The sequence below is a fragment of the Collinsella sp. CM84Y_54 genome, assembly GCF_036317945.1.
Taxonomy (GTDB): Bacteria; Actinomycetota; Coriobacteriia; order Coriobacteriales; family Coriobacteriaceae; genus Collinsella.
Map to the genome: position 1 here is coordinate 302,793 of NZ_JAWQCX010000002.1, position 22,968 is coordinate 325,760.

Below are 22,968 nucleotides of genomic sequence, written 5' to 3' on the forward strand. Positions count from 1 at the left end.
CGTTTGCGGATGAAGCCTGTTTTGTTTTTTTGCAGCTGCTAGAACCCCAGGATGCCACGGACAGTCTGGGCAGCCGCTGCCGGGCGATCGCGCAGGCCGTTGTGCGCGCCGGGAATCGTTACGAGGGGGCAATCCAAAAGCTCAGCCGCCATCCTCGTACCCGCCTCGCGGGGCGTGCCAATCGAAAGCTCGCCCAAAAGCACGGCGGCCACCGTTTTCGACGCGCGAACGCTATCCCAATCGGGAACGCAGGTCATAGTAATCCCGTATTCGTTCGCCATGAAACTGCGGCCGTTGCGCAGGGCATGCTTGGCTTCTGCCTCGGTTAACTTGGGGGCCTCAGGGTCCGAATCGCCGATGGCGCCCAGGAAGGCCCGTAATGCCCTGGAGACCTTTCCTGCGGCGATCATCTCGAGCAAAACCGGGGCCGCGCCCAGACCGGCACCCTCATCCGTCACGGCGGGTTCATGCAGAATCGCACGCGAGATTATGGCGGGGTTTGCACGGAGAAGCTCCAGGGCCACCAGCGTACCGGCACTGTGCGCGAGCACGTTTACCGGAGCGCCAATATGCTCGATAACAGCTTGCAGGTCGGCGGCTTGGGCGGCGAGGTCGTAGCGTCCGTCTGCAGCGTCGCCACTCTCGCCGCAACCGCGGCGGTCGTAGGCAATGACGCGATAGTCGCAGGCGAGCTCGCGGGCGATACCGTCAAAAAAGACACCGTCGACGCAGGCGCCGTGCACGCACACCAAGGCGGGTGCATCGGACGATACAACCGGGCCGGCATACTCGCGGCAGGCGATCGTAGTGCCCGCATTCTCGACCGTAAAATCCATACTGTGTTCCCATCGTCAACGCCCATCCAGTTGCACGTCAGTACGGCTAGATGGACCCGCATTGCCTTACAGCTTGTTAACAGATTAACTGTACCCGACCCGAGACTTTTCATGGCACGGCATAATGAGCGACGTGAAAAAACGAAACTTGTAAAGCAAGAGCCCGCACCTTGCTTTGGAGCCGATGCTATGCTTAGGCACAATTGTCTTGAGGAGCATATGCCTATGTCTACGTTTTTGAATGCCAGCCCCATCTTTGGGCCCGTTCGCAGCCGTCGCCTTGGTCTCTCGCTCGGCGTCAACATGATGCCGGCCAGCGGCAAGATCTGCACGTTCGACTGCATTTACTGCGAAAACGGCCTCAACGCCGAGCGCCCCTGCCACGAGCCGTACAACACAGCTACCGTGGTACTCGACGCGCTCGAGGCAAAGCTGTGCGAGATGGCAGCCGAGGGCGAGCTCCCCGATGTGATCACCTTCGCAGGCAACGGCGAGCCCACCGCCGCACCGGAGTTTCCGCAGGCCATCGCCGGCGCCGTCGCGCTGCGCGACGAGCTTGCCCCAAACACCAAGATTGCCGTGCTTTCCAACGGCACACGCGCCGACCGTCCCCATGTACACGATGCGCTCATGATGGTTGATGACAATATTCTCAAGCTCGATACGGTCGACTTGGCATTTATCCAGCTGCTCGATCAACCCGTTGGCCCCTACGATGTGGAGCACCAGATCGAGACGTTCACGAGCTTTGACAGTCATGTCATTATCCAGACGATCTTTTTGACCGGCGAGTATCAGGGCAAGCTCATCGACAACACCGGCGAGGAATACGTCGGCCCTTGGCTCGCGGCGCTCGAGCGTATTCGCCCGCAGGAGGCGACCATCTACACGGTGGCGCGCGAGACACCGGTCGCCGGCCTTGCCAAAGCAGCGCCCGAGGTGCTCGACGCCATTGCCGCGCGCGTGCGCGCCCTCGGCATCCCCTGCCAGGTGAGCTACTAGCAAAACCACGCAGCAGCTAGCACCCGCCATCCCGCCCCATCAGTTGCGGTGATATAGTTCCTATTTGTGCTGTTAAACCGCTTTAATCGGAACTATATCACCGCAACTTTTATGGACGCATGGGTGGGCTATACTAGCTGCGGATGAAAGGAAGTTAGCCATGTATGACAAAGGACCCGTACCCGGCCGCAACGACGCTTGCTGGTGCGGCAGCGGCAAAAAATATAAGAAATGTCACAGCAGCTTCGACGAGCGCCTCGAGCGCCTGTGGGAGGAGGGCTGGGAGGTTCTGCCCCGCACGCTCTACAAGACGCCCGCCGACATCGAGGGCATCAAGCGCTCCGCCGCCATCAACGTGGGCGTGCTCGACTACGTAGGCGAGCACATCGCCGCGGGCATGACCACCAACCAGATCGACCAGATGATCTACGACTACACCGTCGAGCACGGTGGCACGCCGGCCGACCTCAACTACGAGGGCTACCCCAAGAGCGTGTGCACCTCGATCAATGACGTGGTCTGCCACGGCATCCCCTGCGATACGGACGTGCTGCACGAGGGCGACATCATCAACGTGGACTGCTCCACGATCCTAGACGGCTACTTTAGCGACTCGAGCCGCATGTTCTGCATCGGCGAGGTCTCGGCCGAGCGCCAGCGCCTGGTCGACGTCACCCGCGCCAGCGTGGAGGCGGGCCTGGCGGCCGTCAAGCCATGGCTGCCGCTGTCCGTTATGGCCGAGGCCGTACAAAAGACGGTCGAGGACGCCGGCTTTAGCGTGGTGCGCGAGTACGGCGGACACGGCATCGGTAAGGAGTTCCACGAGGACCCGTTTGTGGGCTTTACCACCGAGGCACCCGATGTGGACACCATCATGGCTCCGGGCATGGTCTTTACCATCGAGCCCATGGTCAATGCCGGAGCGCCCGACATCAAGATTAGCAAGGGTGACGGCTGGTGCGTGCGCACCAAGGACGGCAGCGATTCGGCCCAGCACGAGGTACAGCTCGTGGTGACCGAGGACGGCTACGAGCTGCTCAGCTGGTAGTTGTGGATGCGCCGGATGCTGACGGGCACGCTCGTCTTGCATCCGGCGTTTTTGTTTGAGCGTTTTGCCTGATAAAACCTGCCAAAATAAACCTGTCCCTTTTTGGCAGGTCGAGCGGAGAGGACTGCTTGTGAACATTCTGGTTTTGCTGCCCGTCAACGACCGCCATCGCGCAATTCTTGAGTCGAGCGCTCCGGGCGAGGACTTTATCTACACGAGCTCCGACGCCGCCACGCGCGAGCAGGTCGCCGATGCCGACGTGATCTTGGGCAACATCGACCCTGACATGCTCACGGCATGCGAGCATCTTCAGCTGTTGCAATTGCAGACCGCCGGCTATGACGATTACTTGGCCGCCGGCACCGTGCCGGCCGACGCCAAACTGTCTTGCTCGGTGGGTGCCTACGGCCAGGCCGCGAGCGAGCACATGTTTGCCATGGTCCTTTCCATGATGAAGCGCCTGCCCGGCTATCACGATCTGCAGCGTGAGCATCGCTGGGAGGATTTGGGGCCGGTTACCTCGCTCAAAAACGCCAATGTGCTGGTGCTGGGCGCAGGCGATATCGGCGGCCACTTTGCCACGCTCTGCCGCAGCATGGGTGCGCACGTCCGCGGCATAAAGCGCCATCCGCTCGTCTACCCCATTGTGTTTGAGGACATGGACGGCATGGACGCTCTGCCCGAGCGCCTGGCCGAGGCAGACGTCGTCGCATCCTTCATGCCGAGCACGCCCGAGACCCGCGGCCTGGCGAACGCCGAGTTCTTCGCCACGATGAAGCCGGGCGCTTTCTTTGCCAACGGCGGCCGCGGCGACCTTGTGGTCGCCGACGACTTGGTTGCCGCCCTGGAGTCGGGACATCTCGCCGGCGCCGCGGTCGACGTCACCGACCCCGAGCCGCTGCCTGAGACAAGCCCTCTGTGGGATGCGCCTAACATGCTCATCACGCCGCACGTCTCTGGCTGGTTCCACCTGGCCGCCACGCTCAACAACGTCATCGACATCGCCGCGGAGAATCTGCGTCACCTGCAGGCCGGCGAGACCCTGCGCTGCTGGATCGAACATTAGGGTTCCGCCGTTCTAACGAACGTCGGACCGGTCGACGCTGCGAGCCCGCCGTTTGGCCAATCTGCCGTTCAATTTCAAAGGCGCGACCAGAAGGTCAGCGCCTTTTCATTTCACGGCACATTGGCTCAAACGGCGGGCTCTCGCTGACTTTTGCTCAACCTGCGGCGTTTCCTTTTTGGTGCAATGGGGTCAAGTTGGCTTGCGCCATACCGGTAGTTCTGTCTGCGACACTCTCGCCAAAGTGATCTCAGACATACACCTAGTGTTTTCGACGCTCCGCTTATTAGAGCCAGTCCGTCTCCTCGTCGTAGCGGTCCGAATAGGCGTTACGCTTGAGTTCTTCATCGCTCGTTGGTCGCGCCTTGGACACGTCGACCCCTGAATCGCGGCAAGCAGTGGCGAACAGCTGCGAACCCTGATCGATAAGCTCAATCTTGCGCTCGGCCTTCATGTCTTCGGCCTGCATTTACAGCCCCACGCTTTCGGCTCCGTTGATGGTTAGGTTGCGCTCGTAGAAGGCCGTGAGGGCGCGGATGGCGTACATCACGTCGCGCACGCCGCCGGTCTCGTAGCTTGAGTGCATGGCCAGCTGCGGCAGGCCCACGTCCACGGCATGCATGCTCGCCTGCATATTGGACAGGTTACCGAGCGTGGAGCCGCCGGCCATATCGCTCTTGTTGGCGAAGGCCTGCGTGGGCACATCGGCGTCATCGCAGATAGCCTGGAACACCGCGCGGCTAAAGGCATCGGTGCAGTAGTGCTGGTTGGCGGCTTCCTTGATGACGATGCCGCCGTTGAGCACAACCTGGTTGCGCGCATCGCACTTCTCGGCGTGGTTGGGGTGCACGGCATGCGCGTTGTCGCAGCTCACGAGCATCGATGCGGCAAGGGCGCGATGATACGACTCGTCGTCAAAGCCCAGCGATCCGTTGATGCGGCGCAGCGCGTCGGCCAAGAACGTCGACATGGCGCCCTGCTTGGTCTCGGAACCAACCTCCTCGTTATCGAAGCAGCAGAAGACCGAGACGTCGCGCGCGTTCTCGGCACCCAAAAATGCCTGCAGCGAGGTGTAGGCGCAGGCCAGGTCATCAAGCTTGGGCGACGAGATAAACTCGTCGGCCCAGCCCCAAATGCGCGCATCCTGACGATTGACCAGGAACAGGTCGCGACCCAAGATTTGCTCGGGCTCAACGTCCAGCTCGTCGGCGATCAGAGCATCAAAGTCGCCCTGCTTAAGCTCGCCGGCGCTGATGAGCGGGCAAAGGTCGACGGCGCGGTTGGGCGCAAAGCCCTCGTTAACGCCGCGGTTCATGTGGATGGCAAGGCTCGGGATAATAGCGACCTCGCGCTCGGTGGCAAGCAGACGGCTCTCAATACGGTCGCCCTCGCGCACCAGCACGCGGCCCGCGAGCGCCAGCGGGCGATCGAACCAGGTGTAGTCGATCATGCCGCCGTAGGCCTCGGTGTTCAGGCGCAGCGTTTCGCCCGCGCCGTCAAGCTCGGGCACGGCCTTGACCTTAAACGTCGGCGAATCGCTGTGCGACGCCGTGAGCTGAAAATGATAGTCACCGGCAACGCCGTCCTCGCCCCACGTCGCGGCCAGGTCCTCGCCCACCTTAAAGGCGATAACGCTCGAGGTGTTGCGCTGCGTGTAATAACGCCCGCCCGGCTCGATGTCCCACGCCGCATTCTCGGGCAGGTAGGTAAAGCCCGCCTCGTCGAGCTCGGCCATAATGGTCGCCGCCGTATGGAACATGCTGGGGCATGCCTCGATAAAGTCGACAAGGTCGTTGGCGGCCTCGATATCGTCAGCCGTCACGTGCACGCGCTCGGGCGTTTCCTGATCCGTCATGCTCTCCCCTTTCGCTGGGTTGATGGTCCCCTCCAGCATACCCCGCCACGCCAGCGCCGCACTCTTCATTCCGTGCTTAATTCCGCGCCGCTCACCAAGTTGAGCCATCATGCCCGCGCTCCTTTTGCGACAATTGCGCTAACAGGACGAGAGGAGCCGTCATGAAGCCACGTAACATTGCCATCGCCTGCGGTGTCGCGGGAGTCGCCGTCGGCCTTGCCGCTGCCGCCGGCATCGTTTACCGCAAGCAAATCAAGTCCGCCGCGTCGCTCAAACGCTTGACCGGCTACGCGGATGGCTATGACCTGCACGCAATCGACATCGTCTACGACTACGACCTCGACTGCATCATCGCCGCCGATGTGCGCGACGACCAGGCCTACATCGATGCTGTGGTGGCACAGGTGTTGCCCGGCGTGCCAGCACATGTCCAGGCGCCCCAGTTTGCCTGCAGCGCTTTTATCGCCGTAGATGCCGAAGGCCGCGTGCGCACCGGCCGCAATTACGACTTTAAGGACGACACCTCGGCGCTGCTGGTGCGCAATCACCCACGCGGCGGCTATGCCTCCATCGGGTTTGCCGCCCTTAACAACCTGGGCGATAATACTCCGCTTGACTCCGTCGCCGGACGCGCCGCCGCGCTCATGGGCCCGTTTGCCCAGCTCGACGGTGTTAACGAATGCGGCGTGTCCATTGCCGTACTCACTCTGGATTCCAAGCCCTGTGACCAGGACACGCAACGCCCCGTCATCAACACTTCGCTCACCATCCGCCTTGTGCTCGACCGCGCGGCTACCACACAGGAGGCCGTAGACCTGCTTTCTGCCTACGACATGCACGCCATGGCAGGACGCGATTACCACTTCTTTATCAACGACGCCTCCGGTGACGCGCGCGTAGTAGAGTGGGATCCGCGCGATCCGGACCGCGCTTTCAAAGCGACCCCTGTACGCCAGGTTACGAACTTCTACGCCTGCTATGGCGACGAAGTGCTGCCCAACCAAAAGAATGGCGAGCTTGGCCATGGCAAGGAACGCGCCGTCGCCATCGCCGATGTCCTTGACGCCCATGCCGGCGCCCAAGACGAGGCAGTCGCTTGGAAGGCCCTACGCGCTGCAGCGCAAGAGCCCAATCCGGAAGACATCACCAGCAATACGCAATGGTCGGTCGTCTTTGACAATACCGAGCCCGCTGCCGCCATCACGCTGCGCCGCCACTGGGGCGACGTCGACGCCTTCGCGCTGTAAGGAGCTGGCACCGTCGTCCTTACGCTCGCCTGACGTTGCTTACATTTCCATACGCTTGAGCTAACACGTTTTACCCCCGTATCAACAGTGTGCGGGGGTAAACTTATGCGCATGTTATAACTTGCCCGGAAGGACTCATCATGCTTAGAATCGGTCTTCTTACCAGTGGCGGCGACTGCCAGGCGCTCAACGCCACCATGCGCGGCATCGTCAAAACGCTCATGACCAATAGCGAAGAGCCTATCGAGATCTACGGTTTTGAGGACGGCTACCAGGGCCTTATCTACAGCAGATTCCGCGTCATGACGCCCGCCGATTTTAGCGGCATCCTCACCCGCGGCGGCACCATTTTGGGCACGAGCCGCACGCCGTTCAAGCGCCTGAACATTCCCGAGGCCGACGGCGTCGAGAAGGTGCCCGCGATGGTCCACACCTATCATAAGCTGCAGCTCGACTGCCTGTTTATGCTGGGTGGCAACGGCTCCACCAAGACCGCCAACCGCCTGCGCGAAGAGGGCCTCAACGTTATCGCCCTGCCCAAGACCATCGATAACGACACCTGGGGCACCGAGATGACGTTTGGCTTTACGAGCGCCATCGACGTCGCCACCAAGTGCATCGACGACATCCACACCACCGCCTCGAGTCACGGCCGCGTGTTCGTTATCGAGATCATGGGCCACAAGGTTGGCTGGATCCCGCTGTACGCCGGTGTCGCGGGCGGTGCGGACGTCATCCTGATTCCCGAGATCCCCTACGACATGGACCAGGTCATCAAGACCATCGAGCATCGCATGGAGACCGGCAGCCGCTTTACCATCGTGGCCGTCGCCGAGGGCGCCATCTCTAAGGAGGACGCGGCGCTGTCCAAGAAGGAGTACAAGAAGAAGCTCGCCGAGCGCACGAGCCCGTCGATCGTCTACGACATCGCCAAGGAGATCGAGGCCAAGACCGGTCGCGAGACCCGTGTCGCTATCCCCGGTCACACGCAGCGCGGCGGCCAGCCCGACGCTCAGGACCGCATCTTTGCGACCCAGTGCGGCGTCGAGGCCGCGCTTGGCTGCCTGCGCGGCGAGTTTGGCTACATGATTGCCCTGCGTGACGGCAAGATGTGTCACATGCCGCTCGAGGATGTTGCCGGCAAGCTCAAGTATGTCGACCCCCAGAGCGATCTGGTGCGCGAGGCCAAGGCGTTGGGCATCAGCTTCGGCGACGAATAGCCTCGGCTGGAACCGCTCTCATCGGAGGCCCCAGGGCTTACCTCCCAAATCGTCCTCGGACATGTCAGGACCCCGCCGTGCGCTTCGCGCGGCGGGGTCCTTCCGTCCTGCGGAAAGATTTGGGAGGTAAGCCCTGGGGTCTCCTGCGGCAACTGAGGAGGCTGAGGCTATTCGTCTTCTTGCTGCGGGTGCCTAGGGTGGGATGCGGCGTGCATTTTTGGGAGTATTCAGCAGCCGAAGGCACCTGCATACTGGATTTTGGGCGAAAGGCAGGCACTATGGGCCGCATCCTGTAAAAAATGATCGGTCCTCGAGGCACCGGGGGCTCAGAATCAAGGCTTTCGGCGCGGTTTTGCACTCCCATTCCCGCGCCCGCGGGCTCCGAGATGCTGAATACTCCGGAATTTGCACGCCGCCCCCGGGGGTACCCGTGGGCAAAAAGCAACCGCCCCGTCAAAGTATGCATTTGGCGGAGCGGTTTATGCAAAAACGCTGCTGCGGGCGTGTCGGCAGTTCGCTAGAACTTGGATCCCAGGACAGGTTACTCGGCACTCTTGAGGGCGCCGACCATGTCGATCTTGTTGAGGGTACGATTGGTGGCGAGATTGACGATAAACGTAAAGCCAAAGGAAAGCACCACGGCGAGCACGTAGCTTAGCGGCTCGACCTCGACGTCAAAGTACAGCGACGGCATCTGCAAAATGTAGGTAAAGCTCTCGGCCAGCAAGCCGCCTAGCGGCACGCCCAGAGCGGCGCCAATCGCCGTGAGAATCAACGTCTCCTTGTTGACGTAATGGTGCACCTCACCACGGCGGAAGCCCAGCACCTTGATGGTCGCCAGCTCGCGTTCGCGCTCGGAGATGTTGGTGTTGGACAGCGTAAACACCACCACAAACGACAGACACGCTGCCATAAAGGTCACGAGCACCACGACCGAATTGATAATCGTAAAGTTCGCCTCATAGTTTTCCCAATGCTCGGCCGTACTCGAAATCGTGAGCCAGCCGTCACTCTTAAGATTCTTGCTAAACGCAATCTGGTCGGCCGACGAACCCTTAAGCAGCACAAAGACGCCGTTAAGGCGTGCGCTTCGACCGAACGCGCGCTCATAGGTGCCCTGAGTCATATAAAGCGTGTTGCCCAGATAGTTGAGCGAAATGTCGCTGACTTTGACCTTGGCAACGTTGAGCGACGAATCCTGGACGTGTGCTGTATCGCCCGGCTGAATCCCCAGCACCAGCTGTGAACTCTTGCTCAGATACACATCTCCGTCACGCAAAGACAGCGGCTCTTTGGACTCATCCTCAAGGCGAACGTAATTGCCCAAGTCACCCGTGCGGTCATCGGGCACCACGATCAGCTGCACGGTCTCGCTCTTGCCGCCAAACGTAAAGGTGACGTTGTCGGTCATAATCGGCAGGGTCGAGGTCGCGGTCACGTTGGAATCATTGGCCGCGCTGCGCTCATCCAATGCCGCGCACGTCTGAGTAAAGTCGTCGGGATTGGCGACCGCCAGCAGGTCGTAGCGCGTGATATGCCCGTACTGTTTGGGCGAAAGCGCCACCGACGTGTCACGGATGCCCATGCCGCAGATCACGAGCGCCGTACAGCCCGCGATACCGAAGATGGTCATAAAGGCGCGCTTTTTGTAGCGGAATAGGTTGCGTGCAGCGACCTTGTTTAAGAAGCCCATGCGGCGCCAGATAAAGCCGATATGCTCGAGCAGAATGCGCGAGCCGGCGCGCGGGGCCTTGGGACGCATGAGCGAGGCTGGGGTCTCGGCCATCTCGTGGCGGCAGGCGATAATCGTAGCGCCCACCACGCCCACGGCAAACAGCGCCACCGACACGAGTGAAGACACGATATCGTACGAAAGCAGCATCTGGGGCAGCGAGTACATGTCGTCGAACACCGTAAACAAGAACAGTGGCAGGCCCACAAAGCCGATGATGTTGCCGAGCACGCCGCCGATCAGACATGCCCACAGCGCATAGTCCACGTATTTGGACAGGATGCGCTCGCGTGAATAGCCAAGCGCCTTGTACAGGCCAATAAGCGTGCGCTCCTCCTCGACCATGCGCGTGGCGGTGGTGAGGCTGATGAGCACGGCGACGATAAAGAAGATAAACGGGAACACCGTGGCGATGGCCTCAATTGACGAGCTATCGCTTTCCACGCTCGAGTAGCTTGCGATGTTACCGCGGTCCTGAATGTACCAAGTGCATTCACCCAGATTGGAAAGCTCGGCGCGGGCATCGGCGAATTGCTGATCGGCGGCGGCGCGGCGCTGGTCCAACTCGGCCTGAGCTTGGACGCGCTCCTCGCTGCCCTCGGCCATGCGGTTGATGCTATCCTGCTCAATCCCAAAGAGCATGGCGGCCTGGCGCTCAGCCGCATCCAAGCTTGCCGGCGTGTCAACCGTCAGCTCCTGGACGCGCGCCTTTTCACGCTCCTCGCGGATCTTCTCGATATTGCCCTTGACCTCATTGATCTTTGCCGTGTAGGCATCCGAGTAGGAGTTGAGGCTCTTGGCTCCCTCGACGATCACGTGGACCGCGGAGTAGGACGATGATGTCGCGGCATCCTCGCTCACATAGAACTTATAGTCCGCAGCCGAAGCGGCACGGAAGGCGTTGACTGTCGAGTCGGAGCTCACATCAGTGGGGTCGAGGACCTCGGCCGTAATGGTGTAATCGCCCGCGGCAAACTGATCCTTGGCGCTTTGGTTCGACGAGCTCGCGTCATTGGCGGCAAAACTCACGGTATCGCCGAGCTTTTTGCCCGAAGCCTTCAGGAACTTCGAAGTTACCGCCACCTCATCGGCGCTCTCGGGCAAATCGCCGTTCACGAGCACTGGCTGATCGATGTTCTCCTTGGAGAGACTTTGCACGACCACGCGCTCGCGCGTTGTGCCCACGGCGGTGTAGGCGGTCTCGGTGTAGATACCCTCGGCCGTCTCGACGCCGTCGATCTCTTGGATAGCCGTGAGATCGTCGCGCGTAAGGCCACAGGTCGACTGCACGTTAATGTCATAGACATTCTGCTGGTCAAAATAGGCGTCGACCGAATCGCACAAATCCTCGCAGCCCGCCTTAAGGCCGCACATCACACTCACGCCGAGCGCGGTGATGACCACGATGGACAAGAAGCGCTTAAGACTGCCGCGGATTGTGCGGTAGATGCCACGGCGAAATACCGTCGGCACCATATCGTTTGAGCTTTGAGCAGTGCGGTAGGTCGTAAAATCCTGCTCGCACTCCGCGTTCTGCGCGTCGCGGCGCTGGCTGTTTTGGCGATCTTGGTCCATGGGCGCTACCACTCGATCGTCTCGATAGGCACGGGATTTTGTTGAACTGTCTCGCTCTCCACGCGACCACTCTTAAAGCGGATCAGACGATCGGCCATGGGCGCGAGCGCGGAGTTGTGCGTGATGATGATGACCGTAATGCCCTGCTTGCGGCAGGTATCCTGCAACAGCTGCAAAATCTGCTTACCGGTTTTGTAGTCGAGTGCACCCGTGGGCTCGTCGCACAGGAGCAGCTTGGGATTCTTGGCCAGTGCGCGTGCAATGGACACGCGCTGCTGCTCGCCGCCCGAAAGCTGCGCCGGAAAGTTGGCGAGGCGCCCGCCCAGGCCAACCTGGCGAAGCGTCTGTTCGGCATCGAGCGAATCGGGGCAAATCTGCGCCGCAAGCTCGACATTTTCGAGCGCCGTCAGGTTGGGGACCAGATTGTAGAACTGGAAGACAAAGCCGACGTCGGCACGGCGGTATTCCACGAGCTGCGCCTCGTTGGCGGAGCTCACGTCGCGCCCGTCCACCGTCACGGTGCCGGAGGTTACCGTATCCATGCCGCCCAGGATGTTGAGCGCCGTGGTCTTGCCGGCACCCGAGGCGCCCAGGATAATGGCGAGCTCACCGCGCTCAACGGTAAAGCTCGCGCCGTCGAGCGCGTGAATGCGGGCATCGCCCTCGCCGTACGCCTTGATGACGTCTTTGAATTCGATATAAGCCATCGATTAATTCCCATCTGGTCGGATAACTCCTTAGTATTACCCATTTCGCACCGACCAAAAAGGGACAGGTTTATTTTGGTAGGTTTTAGAGGCGGACGGTGAAGGTAATCTGGTTGCCGTGGCCGCAGGCAGAAGCGCTCCCGCCATGGGCTTCGGCGATGGCTCGTATCACGGATAGGCCCACGCCCGAGCCGCCCGTCTTGGAGCTGCGCGATACGTCTGCACGATAGAAGCGGTCGAACAATCGGTCCAGGTCGCCTTCGGGCAGCTCGTCCACGGCGTTCGATACGACAAGCTCGGCGGCACCTTTACCCTGACCGCGCGAAACGGCACGCAGGCTCAGCTCAATCACGCTGTCCTCGCTTGCGTAGCGTGTGGCATTGTCCAGCAGCAGCTCAACAACCTGCGCCACTGCCGCGGCATCGGCATGGGCCCGCACACCGCTCGCGATCGACGTCGACAGCCGCTTTCCGCGCGAAACCGCCACCGATTCAAACGGTGCCGTAGCCTTGTCCACGGCCTCTGAAAGATCGATCGATGTCATGGTAAAGCCGGCCGAACCCTCGTCCATACGCGCCAAGAACACCAGACGCTCCGTCAGCGCCGTCAGCCGCGCGACCTGCTCGTGAATGCTCTGCGTCCACTCGCTCTCGCCGCTCTCAATTTCCTGTACCTCGTTAGCGGCATCAATCACGGCCAACGGCGTCTTGATCTCGTGGCTTGCATCGGTAATAAAGCGCTTTTGCTTGCTGTAGCTCTCGACCATCGGTCGAATCACCGCACCCGAGGCACCCGCCACAATTGCAAGCACCGCCAGCCAGCCAATGCAACTGATCGCCACGCTCGCGCTCAAAAACGAATGAAAGCTTGCAAGCTCACGCGAGCAGTCCACGAACACATAGGTGGTCTCGTCGCCCTGAACCGTAACCGTATAGCGGTAGTTACCAGAAAAGCCCGAGGTCCAACCCTTGGAATATAGTCCTGCAGCGATGCATGCAGCGCGCTTGGCGCCCACCGCGGCAATGCGGGCCGTATTGACATCGGCAACCTGTCCGGCGTCAATCGTCACCGTAAAGTAGCGCGTGTCGAAGGGAGACTCCGCCGTCATGCCTTCGAAGTGCCTGATGCGAACGCCCGCCTGGCTATCGCCGGCATCCTTGCCATTAGTGGGATCGTCTTTAGGCTCGTCCCCCCAATCGATACCGTCCTTGCCCGCCAGGATATAGTCCAGGCGAGCGTCGGCCATCTTGCAGACATGCGAATAATTGACGATGTTGATGCCGGCGATGATGAGCGTGAGCACCACGGTCACGGCGCCCATGGCAACGAGGATAAACTTGCGACGCAGGCGGCAGCCCAATGCGTCAACAGAATTTGCCCGCCCCGTACTACTCGAGGCGGCGTGAAACCGCTCCGTCATGCGTTTGCACCACGCGCGCACGCTCACGCCTGTTCGCCTTCCTCGACAACCTCAAGCGAATATCCCTGATTGCGCGACGCGCGGATGGCCACATTGGCACCCAGCGCCGTCAGCTTTTTGCGCAGGTACGAGATGTAGACCCACACCACGTTAGCGCCTTCGGGTGCGTCCTCACCCCAAACCCCGAGCATCAGACGCTCGGTGGGCATGCGCGTGCCGGCGTTACGCATAAAGAGCTCCATAAGCTGAAACTCACGGTTGGCCAGATGTTCCTCGCCCAAAGGCCCAACGAGTGTGCAAGCCGCCGTGTCGAGGCGCACGTTGCCCACACTGAGCGTCGTGGCGTCAATTGCCGTCGCCGCGCGCGTCATGGCACGAATACGCGCAAGCAGTTCCTTGGCGGCAAACGGCTTGGTCAGGTAATCGTTGGCACCAGCATCCAGGCCCTCGACCTTATCGGACACCTCGCTTTTTGCCGTGAGCATGATGATGGGCAGTCGCTTGCCGGCGGCGCGCGTGCACTTGAGCACCTCGATGCCATCCATGCCGGGCATCATGATATCTAGGATTGCGGCGTCATAGTCGTTGGCGAGCAGATATTCGAGCGCCGTCAGACCGTCGAGGGCGGTGTCGACCTCGTAGTCGCTATGTTGAAGAATCGCGGTAAGGGCACGGGAGAGGCCGGGTTCGTCCTCGGCAAGCATCAGCTTCATAGTTGTTCCTTTAGCGCACGGCTATACAGGTTTCGATACTGCCGATGATAGCGCACCGAAAGCTGCCTTAGTGCAGCCTTAGCTGCTCAACCTGCGCGTTTTCAAATACGCAGGATATGGCTTAACCAAACTTAAGGCTCAGATGTCGAGCGCTTGGACGCATGCCGGTCGCGAAAAGACGGCGACTCGTTCTTTCACGGCGTCTTGGCTATGCAAAGTGTTCGAGCGTTACTCCTCGTACGCACCCTCGAGCCGCAGCAGCCACTCCTTGCGGTCAAGGCCGCCGGCATATCCGTTGAGCGATCCGTCGGCCGCCACCACGCGATGGCACGGCACGATAATCGAAATGGGATTACGTGCGACCGCAGCCCCCACCGCACGAGGAGACACAACGGGCGCCTCGTTTCCCGGTGCACGATGTCGAGCCGCAACACGTTGGGCGATCTCGCCATACGTAGCGACCTCGCCACGCGGAATAGAAAGCAGCTCAAACCAAACTTCACGCTGAAACGCCGTACCAATCATATGCAACGGCGGTGTAAACCGAGGCTCCTGCCCCGCAAAATAAGCATTCAACCAAGCCCAAGAACGCTCAAGCACCGAAGACGCCGCACCATTTGCGGGACCCACCGAAGACATCCCACCGGTACCAGAAACTGCATCGGCACCTACGACATACTCCGCATCTTCTTTGAGAAGCGTGGAGCCAAAGTGCTCCTGCCCCTCAAACCAAAGCCCTGTCAAACCGCGGCCATCAGCGGCAAGCAAGATTTCGCCCAAAGGCGAAGCAAACGTCGTCGTGACCACCAGCGGCTCCTTTCAAAACTCCGCAACATAATACCGCGAATTGTGCAGACAACTCCCGCAGATGCGTCCGGACAGACTCGATTGTCCAAGAGAGGGCGTTTTCCCTCTCAATATCGGCCGATACCGAGTCGCAACGCCCAAAACGATGTCCGGCAAAAACGAAGGTGAATGGTTTTCCGAGAAGTGGACGAGTAAAACTAGGGCCCCGAAGCATCCGCATTTTTTAATTGCAAAACAGCAGGATTCATGCGATAAAACCGCAGGAAATGGCGGCCAAAATATGCCGATGCTTCAAGGGTCCAAAATAGGTCGTTCACTTCCCGGAAAACCATTCACCTTCGATTCGCATCAACCCCTAAGCCCTCACAAGCAACAAACACAGGCGCGCCAAAGTTACCGCCTCAACCCCAAAGTTCCCGCAGGCAGCAGGCGCAACAGCGCCGCAGCTGCCGGCGGCGCTCCACAGTCCCAAAAGGCGGCAGGCGCGAAGCGCCGGGGTCGCCGCCGGGACTAGGGCCCGCAACAGCCACGTGCCCCCACATCAGCCCAGCGGCCCCAACCGACAACGACCCCATCGCAGATCGCTTGCAGCAGCGTCGCCGCAGGCGGGGGCTGGGCTTAGTTTTCAGAACACTCCGCAGACCAGTGTGGCGCCTTGTCCGCGGCTCCGAAGGAGCAGGACAAGGCGCCACACATGGTCGAGGACGTTCTGAAAACTAAGCCCGGCCCCCGCCGGACAGGTCACGCTACTCGCAGAGCAGCTTAGCGATCTGGACGGCGTTGGTTGCCGCGCCCTTACGGATTTGGTCGCCGCAGCACCAGAAGGTGATGCCACGCGCGGCCTCGGGGTTCGAGATGTCGCGGCGCACGCGACCGACCCAAATCAAATCCTGGTCGGACGTATCCATCGGCATGGGGAAGCGGTCGTGCGCATCCTCGGCAGCCATATCGTCAACCAGCTTGACGCCGGGAGCGGCAGCCAGCGCAGCACGGGCCTCGTCAACCGTAATGTCGCGCTCAAACTCAAGCGTAATGCTCTCGGAGTGCGAGCGCAGCACGGGCACGCGCACACAGGTGCAGTTCACGCGCAGCTCGGGCAGGTGCATGATCTTGCGGCCCTCGTTTTGCAGCTTCATCTCCTCGGAGGTAAAGCCCTCCTCCTTGACGCCGCCAATCTGCGGAATCAGGTTGCTCGCCAGCTGGGCGGCAAATGCGCGCGGCTCGGGAATCTCCTCGCCGCGGCCCAGGGCGGCCAGCTGAGCCTCGAGCTCGGCCATACCGGGAGCGCCGGCACCCGAAGCCGCCTGATACGTGGAGACGATCATGCGCTTCACGCCGGCGAGCTGATGCAGCGGCCACGTGGGAACCAGGCCGATGATGGTCGCGCAGTTGGGGTTGGCGATAAGGCCATGATGCCACTTGATATCGTCGGCATTGATCTCGGGCACGACCAGCGGTACCTCGGGATCCATGCGGAAGGCGTGGCTGTTGTCGACCACGACCGCGCCGCGCTTGACGGCCTCGGGCAGCAGCTCCTTCGCGATATCGTCGCCGGCAGCGCCAAGTACGATGTCGCAGCCCTCAAAGGCCTCGGGGCAAGCCTCTTCGATCACGATCTGCTCACCGCGGAACTCAACGGTCTTACCCGCGGAGCGTGCACTTGCCAACAGCTTGAGCTTGCCGACCGGGAACTCCTGCTCGTTGAGGCACTCGAGCATCTGGGTGCCCACGGCTCCCGTCGCGCCCAAAATAGCAACCGTGTACTGTTTCATGCTTCCCCCTTTAAAGGTTTTGGCTTTTGCCCGCACGCCGAGCAGGCTGATTATTGTTGTCAGTGTATACAAGAACGGGGCGGACACGAAACCCGCCCCGTCGAAACGAAACCGAAACGAAACGCCCCGCCGTAGATTTTTGAGGCGAGTCCCAAAAATCTAGCGAGATAGTAGCTACTTGTGGAGCGCAGCCAGGGTGGGATCGACCGGCGTGGGAGCCTCCAAGTCGGAGACCTTCACAATGCCGTTCTCGTCGGAGAAGGCACGGTAAATGGTCCGAATCGCCAGGTCGAAGTCCTTCTCCTCGACACCGATAATGATGTTGATCTCGTCGCAGCTCTGCGAAATCATACGCACGCTCACGCCGGCCTGGCCAAGCATGCCAAACAGGTGGCCCGAGATGCCGGCACGACCGCGCAGGTTGCGGCCAACGGTAGCGATAAGCGCCAAGCCCTCGACAACCTCGATCTCGAGCGGCTCGACCTCCTGCTGAATGTCGCTCACGAGCGAGTACAGCGAGTCGTGCACATCCTGCTCCTGCACCACGGCGCCAAAGCGGTCGACACCGGTAGGCATGTGCTCGACGGAAACGTCATAGCGCTCGAACACCGAAAGCGCACGGCGCATAAAGCCGACACGGGGCTTGGTGCGGTCGCGGGCCACGTTGATGGCGACAAAACCGCGTTTGCCGGTCACGCCGGTAATGATGGGCTCGGCCTCACCCTCATCAGCCGTCTCGCTAATGATGGTGCCGGGGTCCTGCGGCGCATTGGTGTTCTTGATGACCAGCGGAATACCCGCCTCGCGCACGGGGAACACGGCTTCCTCGTGCAGGACGCTTGCGCCCATGTACGAAAGCTCGCGCAGCTCCTCGTAGGTAACGCGCGCAATGGGCTGAGCCTCCGGAACAATACGCGGATCCGCAGAATAGAAACCCGAGACGTCGGTCCAGTTCTCGTAAAGGTCGGCGCCCAGGCACTTAGCCAAAATCGAGCCCGAGATATCGCCGCCGCCACGATCGAGCAGCTTGATCTGGCCCTCACGCGTCGCGCCGTAGAAACCGGGCATAACAAAGCCGCCCTGCTGACCGTACTCCTGCACCAGCTCGGAGGTGCGATTCATGCTGAGCGTACCGTCGTGATGGAACGCCACAACCGTCGCGGCGTCCAGGAACGGCAGGCCCAGGTACTCGGCCATCAGGCGAGCGGTGAAATACTCGCCGCGGCTCACGAGCTCCTCGGTAGAGTAACCGCCCGAGCGGGCGCGCTCGGCAAAGGCCGCAAACTCCTCGCGGATGGGATAGGTGAGCTCCAGCTCGTCAGCAATATCAAAATAGCGCTGGCCAATGTCCTCGAGCAGTTCCTCGCACGACACGTGATACTTAACGTGCGCGTTAACCAGGTAGAGCAGGTCGGTCACCTTGGTGTCGCCCTTAAAGCGGCGGCCGCAGGCGGAAACCACCACAAAACGGCGGGCAGGGTCGGCGTCGACGATGGCCTTGATCTTCTTGAAGTGTTCGGCGTCGGCGACCGACGAGCCGCCAAACTTGGCAATCTTAATCATGGGCTGGAGGTTACCTTTCTAAAAAGCCTCTGCGAACCTATTTTGCGCGCTCTGATACCATGGTTTCACCGATTGGGACCAAGGCATCCGAGGAGCAGTGTTATATGGGAACTTATCATAGTACACGAGGACGCACTTTATCGTGCTCAAGTAAGGTGGCAATCCGCACCGGCATCGCTCCCGACGGGGGTTTGTTTGTCTCGGACGAGCTCGGCACCCAGCAGGTCGATATCAGCTCGCTTGCAGATAAATCGTACTTTGAAATCGCTCAAGATGTGTTGGGAATGTTACTGAATGATTACACGGCCGAAGAAATTTCGGCGTGTGTCGACGAGGCATACCGCGGCACGTTCGCGAGTGAAGAGGTTACGCCGCTCGTCAAACTCGACGCCGCACCGGGTGCCGACGCCCCTCAGACCTATGTGATGGAGCTCTTTGGCGGCCCCACGAGCGCCTTCAAGGACGTCGCCCTGCAGATGCTCCCCCGCCTCATGGCCCGCACCTCCGCCCAGGACGGCGGCGCCGAGCGCATCATGATCGTCACCGCCACGTCGGGCGACACGGGCAAGGCAGCACTCGCCGGCTTTGCCGACGCCCCGGGCACGGGCATCACCGTCTTTTATCCCGAGGGCAAAGTCAGCCGCGTACAGAATCTGCAGATGTCCACTCAGGAGGGCGATAACGTCGCCGTCTGCGGCATCCGCGGCAACTTTGACGACGCCCAGAGCGCCGTCAAGCGCATCTTTGCCGATAAGGAGCTTGCCGAGCGTCTGGAGGCCGCAGGCACGGTGCTTTCGAGTGCCAACTCCATCAACGTCGGCCGTCTGGTACCGCAGGTCGTCTACTACTTTGCCGCCTATGCGCAGCTGTTGCGCGCCGGCGCCATCGAGGCCGGCGACGCCGTGGAGTTCTGCGTACCGACCGGCAACTTTGGCGATATCCTGGCCGGTTACTATGCCAAGCGCATGGGTCTGCCCGTCGCCAAGCTCATCGTCGCGAGCGACAAGAACAACGTGCTGGCTGACTTCCTGACCACCGGCGTCTACGACCGCAACCGCCCGTTCTTCACGACCATCTCGCCTTCGATGGACATCCTCATCAGCTCTAACCTGGAGCGCATGCTCTACTTCCTGTCCGATGGCGACTGTGAGCTCGTTGCCGGCCTTATGGAGCAGCTGGCACAGACTGGTCGCTACGAGGTTCCCGCCGATCTGCTGGCAAAGATTCAGAGCGTCTTTGGCTGCGGCTGGGCCAGCGAGGACGAGGTCCGCGCCGCCATCAAGAGCTGCTGGGATGCAAACGGCTACGTGATCGACCCGCACACCGCTTGCGGCTATCACGTCTTTGAAAAGGTCGCTCCCGCCGAGGGCGCCAAGGCCCGCGTGCTGCTTTCGACCGCCAGCCCCTACAAGTTCCCGCGCGCCTGCTGCGACGCCCTGGGGCTCGACGTTCCCGAGGACGACTTTGAGGCTATGCGCGTGCTCGAGCAGGCAACCAACACGGTTGCCCCGGCACAACTCGCCGAGCTCGAGTCCAAGCCCGTCCTCTTCGAAGACGTCTGCGACGTTAATGAGATGGCAAGCTACGTCGAGTCTGCAGCAAAACGAATGAGCACCAACTAGATCCCTTATTAAGCGCCGGCGAAAGCCGGCGCACCTTCTTTCATCAGATAACCCCCGGGATGATGACGAACGCGCACAGCGTGCCTGGCTGTTTAGTTCGTCGCGAGTTCCGCACGCAAAGGAAAGCACTTAATGTGCTTTCCGTCTTGCGCAGGACTGCCCGAGCAGCGAACTAAACAGCCAGGCACGCCAGGAGGACTCACATGATCAAGATCACTGTCCCAGCCACGAGCGCAAACTTAGGCATCGGCTACGACACCCTCGGCATGGCCGTCAGCCTCTACTCGCACTTTACCTTTGAGCGCGCCGACAAACTCACCATCACCGGATGCCCCGAAGAGTTCCAAAACGAGAACAACCTAGTCTACGTGAGCTTTGTGGATGCACTGGCCGCATGGGGCGAGCCGGCCTTCCCCGTTGCCATCGACATTCAGACTGACGTTCCCGTCGCCCGTGGCCTGGGCTCCAGCTCCACCTGCGTCGTCGCCGGCATTATGGCCGCCGCCGCGTTGACGGGCCACACCGTCGACCGCGCTGAGCTCGTCCGCATTGCCACCGAGGTCGAGGGCCACCCCGATAACGTCGCCCCCGCTATCCTGGGCGGCGCCGTTTGTTCCTTTACGCCGACCGATTCGCTCCCCCAGTGCCTGCGCTACGAGGTGAGCGATCGCCTGCGTTTTATTACCGTGATTCCACCTTACGAGGTACATACGAGCGAGGCGCGCAAGGTTGTGCCGCAGGAGATTCCACTCTCCACCGCCGTGTGGCAGATGGGCCGCATCGCCGGCATGACGCGCGGCTTGGAGACTGGTGACCTGGACCTGATTGCCGCCGCTAATGACGACCGCATTCAGGAGCCCTATCGTCGCCGCCTGATTCCCGACTACAACGCTGTGCGCGACACCTGCCTTAACGGCGGTGCCAAGACCATCTGGATCAGCGGTTCGGGCTCGACCCTTATGGCTGTGACCGACGACACCATCGTGGCAAAATTCCTGCAGGTCAAGCTGCGCGAGCAGTTCCCCAAGTGTGAGACGCACATTCTGACGTGCGACACGGAAGGCGCCCAGATCGAATACCTGTAGTCGCCACCCCGTATACCCGCCGAGGAGGCCAGGGGCTTTGCCCCCAAATCGTCCTCGGACATGGCAGGACCCCCGCTGCGCACTTCGTGCGGCGGGGGTCCTGCCGTCCTGCGGAAAGATTTGGGGGCAAAGCCCCTGGCCTCCCCTACGTTAACGTCGCTGGCGGCGGCTACAGGAACCTACGCTCTGGAAAGTCGCCGGGCTGATTTTTTGGCTTCTATTTGATAAAGGCGCACTTCCCAGCATCTCATTCGCCCTATAGCTCTGTTTTAATTTCTAATTGATGATCGATGCGTGACGTCATCTAATTATCTTCGCTACTCAAAACAGCCCCTAGTTTACGTACTAGCGTCTCAGCAGTAATTCCGAGTGCATCCGCATAGACAAACTGCTCATAAACCCTAAGGCTGCGTTCCCCGGTCTCGACCTTTGAGATGAACGATTGAGGTACCCCCAGTTTCTTTGCGAGTTCAACCTGAGTGATACCTTGCTCCCGACGAATCTGGGAAAGGCATTTTCCGCATGTCCTGTTAGCATCAACGTTCATGCCGTTTACGCTATATTCCATTTTGATATATCCCAAACTGGGATATATTTATGTCACCAGCCATTCCGCTTATCAAAAATGCCCATCGCAGATTCATAGCTAGGAAGGAGCCTCGATAAACATGAATGACGAGATGAAGGAGCCCGACGAGGAAAAGGCGCTCAGCGAGTCCGACGAGCGGAAACCAGATTTCAAAGCCGAGCAGTTTTCTGATGGCGCTAGCGACACCCCCTCCTCTGAAATTCCGCCATCAAACGAAGATGACGGCGCACGCAAAAATGAAGAAAACGACTCACTTCTAACGCGGGCCATTCATAAATTAGGCAATAAAAAAAGAGCGGCAATCGCAGCTGCCGTGGCAGTTGTCATCATCTTCAGTTTGCCCATGCTGTTTCCTCAATTGTTTTGTAGCCACAAACTATGGGCCAATGCAACCTGCACTAGCCCTCGTGTATGCAAAAGTTGCGGCAAAACCGAGGGAGAACCTCTCGGGCACGAATGGGAAGAAGCAACTTGTACGACACCGAAGACCTGCCAGCGTTGCGGCAAAACGAAAGGGGAGCCACTCGGACACCAACCGGGCTCGTGGACCAAAGAAGTCGACTACGTAGATGCCACTTCGAAGGAAATACGAGAATGCGAGAGATGCGGAGAGGTCGTTGACACCCGCAACGAGAAGGAAATCACATCTTTTCTTGGCGACGGAAAGTTTTCAATTTCACCTGAAGGCTTTATTGATCGACTTAACGAGGAATTCTCCAATATCCCCAATTGCAGCAGCATGAATGCGGATTACGAACTAGACGATAGCGGCATGGGGCTCGAACTTCAGATCAAAAACGGTTCAAAGATTGCCGGTATTGGAGGCTTCTTTTCGGACTCGAGTAACCCGGTGCTACTCAGCTATCTTGGATCCGAAAACTGCTTCAAAAACATAGTCATGTACTTCGAGAACTCCGACTATGCCGCGGCGACAGCATTGGCAACTATACAAGCAATCGATCCAACACTTTCGTTTTCAGACGCCAAGGAAGTTGGTGCTGCCTGCGTAGATACGCCAACTGTCAAAAATGGAATTACGTACGCAATCGTAGCTTCGAATGGAGAGTACTGGCTAAGCGCTCGAATTGAATAATTTCCTTCGATTACTAAAT

General features: G+C 60.1%; 19 protein-coding genes. 8 read left to right on the plus strand and 11 right to left on the minus strand.

Translation table 11 applies throughout. The annotated features are described in order from the left end of the window. Nucleotides 1–38: 38 nt before the first annotated feature. Entirely contained in the window at nucleotides 39–836 is a 798-nt protein-coding gene (locus V2391_RS04520; RefSeq protein ID WP_329738399.1) for an alpha/beta fold hydrolase, read from the minus strand. A 225-nt stretch (nucleotides 837–1,061) separates the two neighbouring features. Between V2391_RS04520 and V2391_RS04525 the strand changes: the two genes are divergently transcribed. The 3 genes from V2391_RS04525 to V2391_RS04535 all read left to right on the plus strand — a co-directional run bounded on the left by V2391_RS04525 (nucleotide 1,062) and on the right by V2391_RS04535 (nucleotide 3,952). Continuing rightward, nucleotides 1,062–1,838 (plus strand): radical SAM protein, encoded by a 777-nt coding sequence (locus V2391_RS04525; RefSeq protein ID WP_329738400.1) that lies wholly within the window; start codon nucleotides 1,062–1,064, stop codon nucleotides 1,836–1,838. 160 nt (nucleotides 1,839–1,998) lie between these two features. Continuing rightward, nucleotides 1,999–2,886 (plus strand): methionyl aminopeptidase, encoded by an 888-nt coding sequence (locus tag V2391_RS04530; RefSeq protein ID WP_329738401.1) that lies wholly within the window; start codon nucleotides 1,999–2,001, stop codon nucleotides 2,884–2,886. Between the two features lie 130 nt (nucleotides 2,887–3,016). Continuing rightward, nucleotides 3,017–3,952 (plus strand): D-2-hydroxyacid dehydrogenase, encoded by a 936-nt coding sequence (locus tag V2391_RS04535; RefSeq protein ID WP_329738402.1) that lies wholly within the window; start codon nucleotides 3,017–3,019, stop codon nucleotides 3,950–3,952. 283 nt (nucleotides 3,953–4,235) lie between these two features. Here the strand turns inward: V2391_RS04535 and V2391_RS04540 are convergent, their stop codons facing one another. Together V2391_RS04540 and V2391_RS04545 are read right to left on the minus strand one after the other, a co-directional pair. Then, entirely contained in the window at nucleotides 4,236–4,418 is a 183-nt protein-coding gene (locus V2391_RS04540) for a hypothetical protein (RefSeq protein WP_329738403.1), read from the minus strand. Beyond that, nucleotides 4,419–5,804, minus strand: coding sequence for a M18 family aminopeptidase (locus tag V2391_RS04545; RefSeq protein ID WP_329738404.1), 1,386 nt, complete (start codon nucleotides 5,802–5,804; stop codon nucleotides 4,419–4,421). A gap of 161 nt (nucleotides 5,805–5,965) precedes the next feature. On the opposite strand from V2391_RS04545, the gene V2391_RS04550 reads away from it, so the two are divergent. Beyond that, the gene (locus V2391_RS04550) at nucleotides 5,966–7,051 is read left to right on the plus strand and encodes a carcinine hydrolase/isopenicillin-N N-acyltransferase family protein (protein WP_329738405.1); all 1,086 of its coding nucleotides are present in this window, start codon (nucleotides 5,966–5,968) and stop codon (nucleotides 7,049–7,051) included. A 140-nt stretch (nucleotides 7,052–7,191) separates the two neighbouring features. After that, on the plus strand, nucleotides 7,192–8,271 hold the full coding sequence (locus V2391_RS04555) for a 6-phosphofructokinase (protein ID WP_117798256.1): 1,080 nt from the start codon (nucleotides 7,192–7,194) through the stop codon (nucleotides 8,269–8,271). A 541-nt stretch (nucleotides 8,272–8,812) separates the two neighbouring features. Here the strand turns inward: V2391_RS04555 and V2391_RS04560 are convergent. The 7 genes from V2391_RS04560 to V2391_RS04590 all read right to left on the minus strand — a co-directional run bounded on the left by V2391_RS04560 (nucleotide 8,813) and on the right by V2391_RS04590 (nucleotide 18,560). Further along, the gene (locus V2391_RS04560) at nucleotides 8,813–11,578 is read right to left on the minus strand and encodes an ABC transporter permease (protein ID WP_329738406.1); all 2,766 of its coding nucleotides are present in this window, start codon (nucleotides 11,576–11,578) and stop codon (nucleotides 8,813–8,815) included. A 5-nt stretch (nucleotides 11,579–11,583) separates the two neighbouring features. Next, nucleotides 11,584–12,285: an ABC transporter ATP-binding protein gene (locus V2391_RS04565; protein WP_148346463.1), complete on the minus strand. Its 702-nt coding sequence runs from the start codon at nucleotides 12,283–12,285 to the stop codon at nucleotides 11,584–11,586. Nucleotides 12,286–12,370: 85 nt separating this feature from the next. Further along, the gene (locus V2391_RS04570) at nucleotides 12,371–13,705 is read right to left on the minus strand and encodes a sensor histidine kinase (protein ID WP_329738407.1); all 1,335 of its coding nucleotides are present in this window, start codon (nucleotides 13,703–13,705) and stop codon (nucleotides 12,371–12,373) included. Nucleotides 13,706–13,728: 23 nt separating this feature from the next. Continuing rightward, a complete protein-coding gene (locus V2391_RS04575) occupies nucleotides 13,729–14,418 on the minus strand; it encodes a response regulator transcription factor (protein WP_329738408.1) in 690 nt (229 codons plus the stop codon). Between the two features lie 228 nt (nucleotides 14,419–14,646). Continuing rightward, complete coding sequence (locus V2391_RS04580; protein ID WP_329738409.1) at nucleotides 14,647–15,225, minus strand: methylated-DNA--[protein]-cysteine S-methyltransferase; 579 nt, start codon at nucleotides 15,223–15,225, stop codon at nucleotides 14,647–14,649. A 746-nt stretch (nucleotides 15,226–15,971) separates the two neighbouring features. After that, nucleotides 15,972–16,997, minus strand: coding sequence for an aspartate-semialdehyde dehydrogenase (locus tag V2391_RS04585; protein WP_055252592.1), 1,026 nt, complete (start codon nucleotides 16,995–16,997; stop codon nucleotides 15,972–15,974). A gap of 174 nt (nucleotides 16,998–17,171) precedes the next feature. Then, on the minus strand, nucleotides 17,172–18,560 hold the full coding sequence (locus tag V2391_RS04590) for an aspartate kinase (protein ID WP_329738410.1): 1,389 nt from the start codon (nucleotides 18,558–18,560) through the stop codon (nucleotides 17,172–17,174). A 104-nt stretch (nucleotides 18,561–18,664) separates the two neighbouring features. Between V2391_RS04590 and thrC the strand changes: the two genes are divergently transcribed. Together thrC and thrB are read left to right on the plus strand one after the other, a co-directional pair. Further along, a complete protein-coding gene (gene thrC, locus V2391_RS04595; protein WP_329738411.1) occupies nucleotides 18,665–20,182 on the plus strand; it encodes a threonine synthase in 1,518 nt (505 codons plus the stop codon). A gap of 203 nt (nucleotides 20,183–20,385) precedes the next feature. Next, nucleotides 20,386–21,267, plus strand: coding sequence for a homoserine kinase (gene thrB / locus V2391_RS04600; RefSeq protein WP_117563865.1), 882 nt, complete (start codon nucleotides 20,386–20,388; stop codon nucleotides 21,265–21,267). A 304-nt stretch (nucleotides 21,268–21,571) separates the two neighbouring features. Here the strand turns inward: thrB and V2391_RS04605 are convergent, their stop codons facing one another. Then, nucleotides 21,572–21,835 carry a helix-turn-helix domain-containing protein gene (locus V2391_RS04605; RefSeq protein WP_329738412.1) on the minus strand — a complete coding sequence of 88 codons (264 nt, stop codon included), beginning with the start codon at nucleotides 21,833–21,835 and terminating at the stop codon, nucleotides 21,572–21,574. Nucleotides 21,836–21,935: 100 nt separating this feature from the next. Between V2391_RS04605 and V2391_RS04610 the strand changes: the two genes are divergently transcribed. Next, nucleotides 21,936–22,949: a hypothetical protein gene (locus V2391_RS04610; protein ID WP_329738413.1), complete on the plus strand. Its 1,014-nt coding sequence runs from the start codon at nucleotides 21,936–21,938 to the stop codon at nucleotides 22,947–22,949. Nucleotides 22,950–22,968 lie beyond the last annotated feature (19 nt).

Bases quoted from the DNA above. Each gene is read 5' to 3' on its own strand.
- V2391_RS04575 (WP_329738408.1), bottom strand. From the start codon at position 14,418: ATGAAGCTGATGCTTGCCGAGGACGAACCCGGCCTCTCCCGTGCCCTT.
- V2391_RS04555 (WP_117798256.1), top strand. From the start codon at position 7,192: ATGCTTAGAATCGGTCTTCTTACCAGTGGCGGCGACTGCCAGGCGCTC.
- V2391_RS04525 (WP_329738400.1), top strand. From the start codon at position 1,062: ATGTCTACGTTTTTGAATGCCAGCCCCATCTTTGGGCCCGTTCGCAGC.
- V2391_RS04610 (WP_329738413.1), top strand. From the start codon at position 21,936: ATGAATGACGAGATGAAGGAGCCCGACGAGGAAAAGGCGCTCAGCGAG.
- V2391_RS04550 (WP_329738405.1), top strand. From the start codon at position 5,966: ATGAAGCCACGTAACATTGCCATCGCCTGCGGTGTCGCGGGAGTCGCC.
- V2391_RS04545 (WP_329738404.1), bottom strand. From the start codon at position 5,804: ATGACGGATCAGGAAACGCCCGAGCGCGTGCACGTGACGGCTGACGAT.
- V2391_RS04530 (WP_329738401.1), top strand. From the start codon at position 1,999: ATGTATGACAAAGGACCCGTACCCGGCCGCAACGACGCTTGCTGGTGC.
- V2391_RS04585 (WP_055252592.1), bottom strand. From the start codon at position 16,997: ATGAAACAGTACACGGTTGCTATTTTGGGCGCGACGGGAGCCGTGGGC.
- thrC (WP_329738411.1), top strand. From the start codon at position 18,665: ATGGGAACTTATCATAGTACACGAGGACGCACTTTATCGTGCTCAAGT.
- V2391_RS04605 (WP_329738412.1), bottom strand. From the start codon at position 21,835: ATGGAATATAGCGTAAACGGCATGAACGTTGATGCTAACAGGACATGC.
- V2391_RS04540 (WP_329738403.1), bottom strand. From the start codon at position 4,418: ATGCAGGCCGAAGACATGAAGGCCGAGCGCAAGATTGAGCTTATCGAT.
- V2391_RS04560 (WP_329738406.1), bottom strand. From the start codon at position 11,578: ATGGACCAAGATCGCCAAAACAGCCAGCGCCGCGACGCGCAGAACGCG.
- V2391_RS04565 (WP_148346463.1), bottom strand. From the start codon at position 12,285: ATGGCTTATATCGAATTCAAAGACGTCATCAAGGCGTACGGCGAGGGC.
- thrB (WP_117563865.1), top strand. From the start codon at position 20,386: ATGATCAAGATCACTGTCCCAGCCACGAGCGCAAACTTAGGCATCGGC.
- V2391_RS04590 (WP_329738410.1), bottom strand. From the start codon at position 18,560: ATGATTAAGATTGCCAAGTTTGGCGGCTCGTCGGTCGCCGACGCCGAA.
- V2391_RS04520 (WP_329738399.1), bottom strand. From the start codon at position 836: ATGGATTTTACGGTCGAGAATGCGGGCACTACGATCGCCTGCCGCGAG.
- V2391_RS04570 (WP_329738407.1), bottom strand. From the start codon at position 13,705: ATGACGGAGCGGTTTCACGCCGCCTCGAGTAGTACGGGGCGGGCAAAT.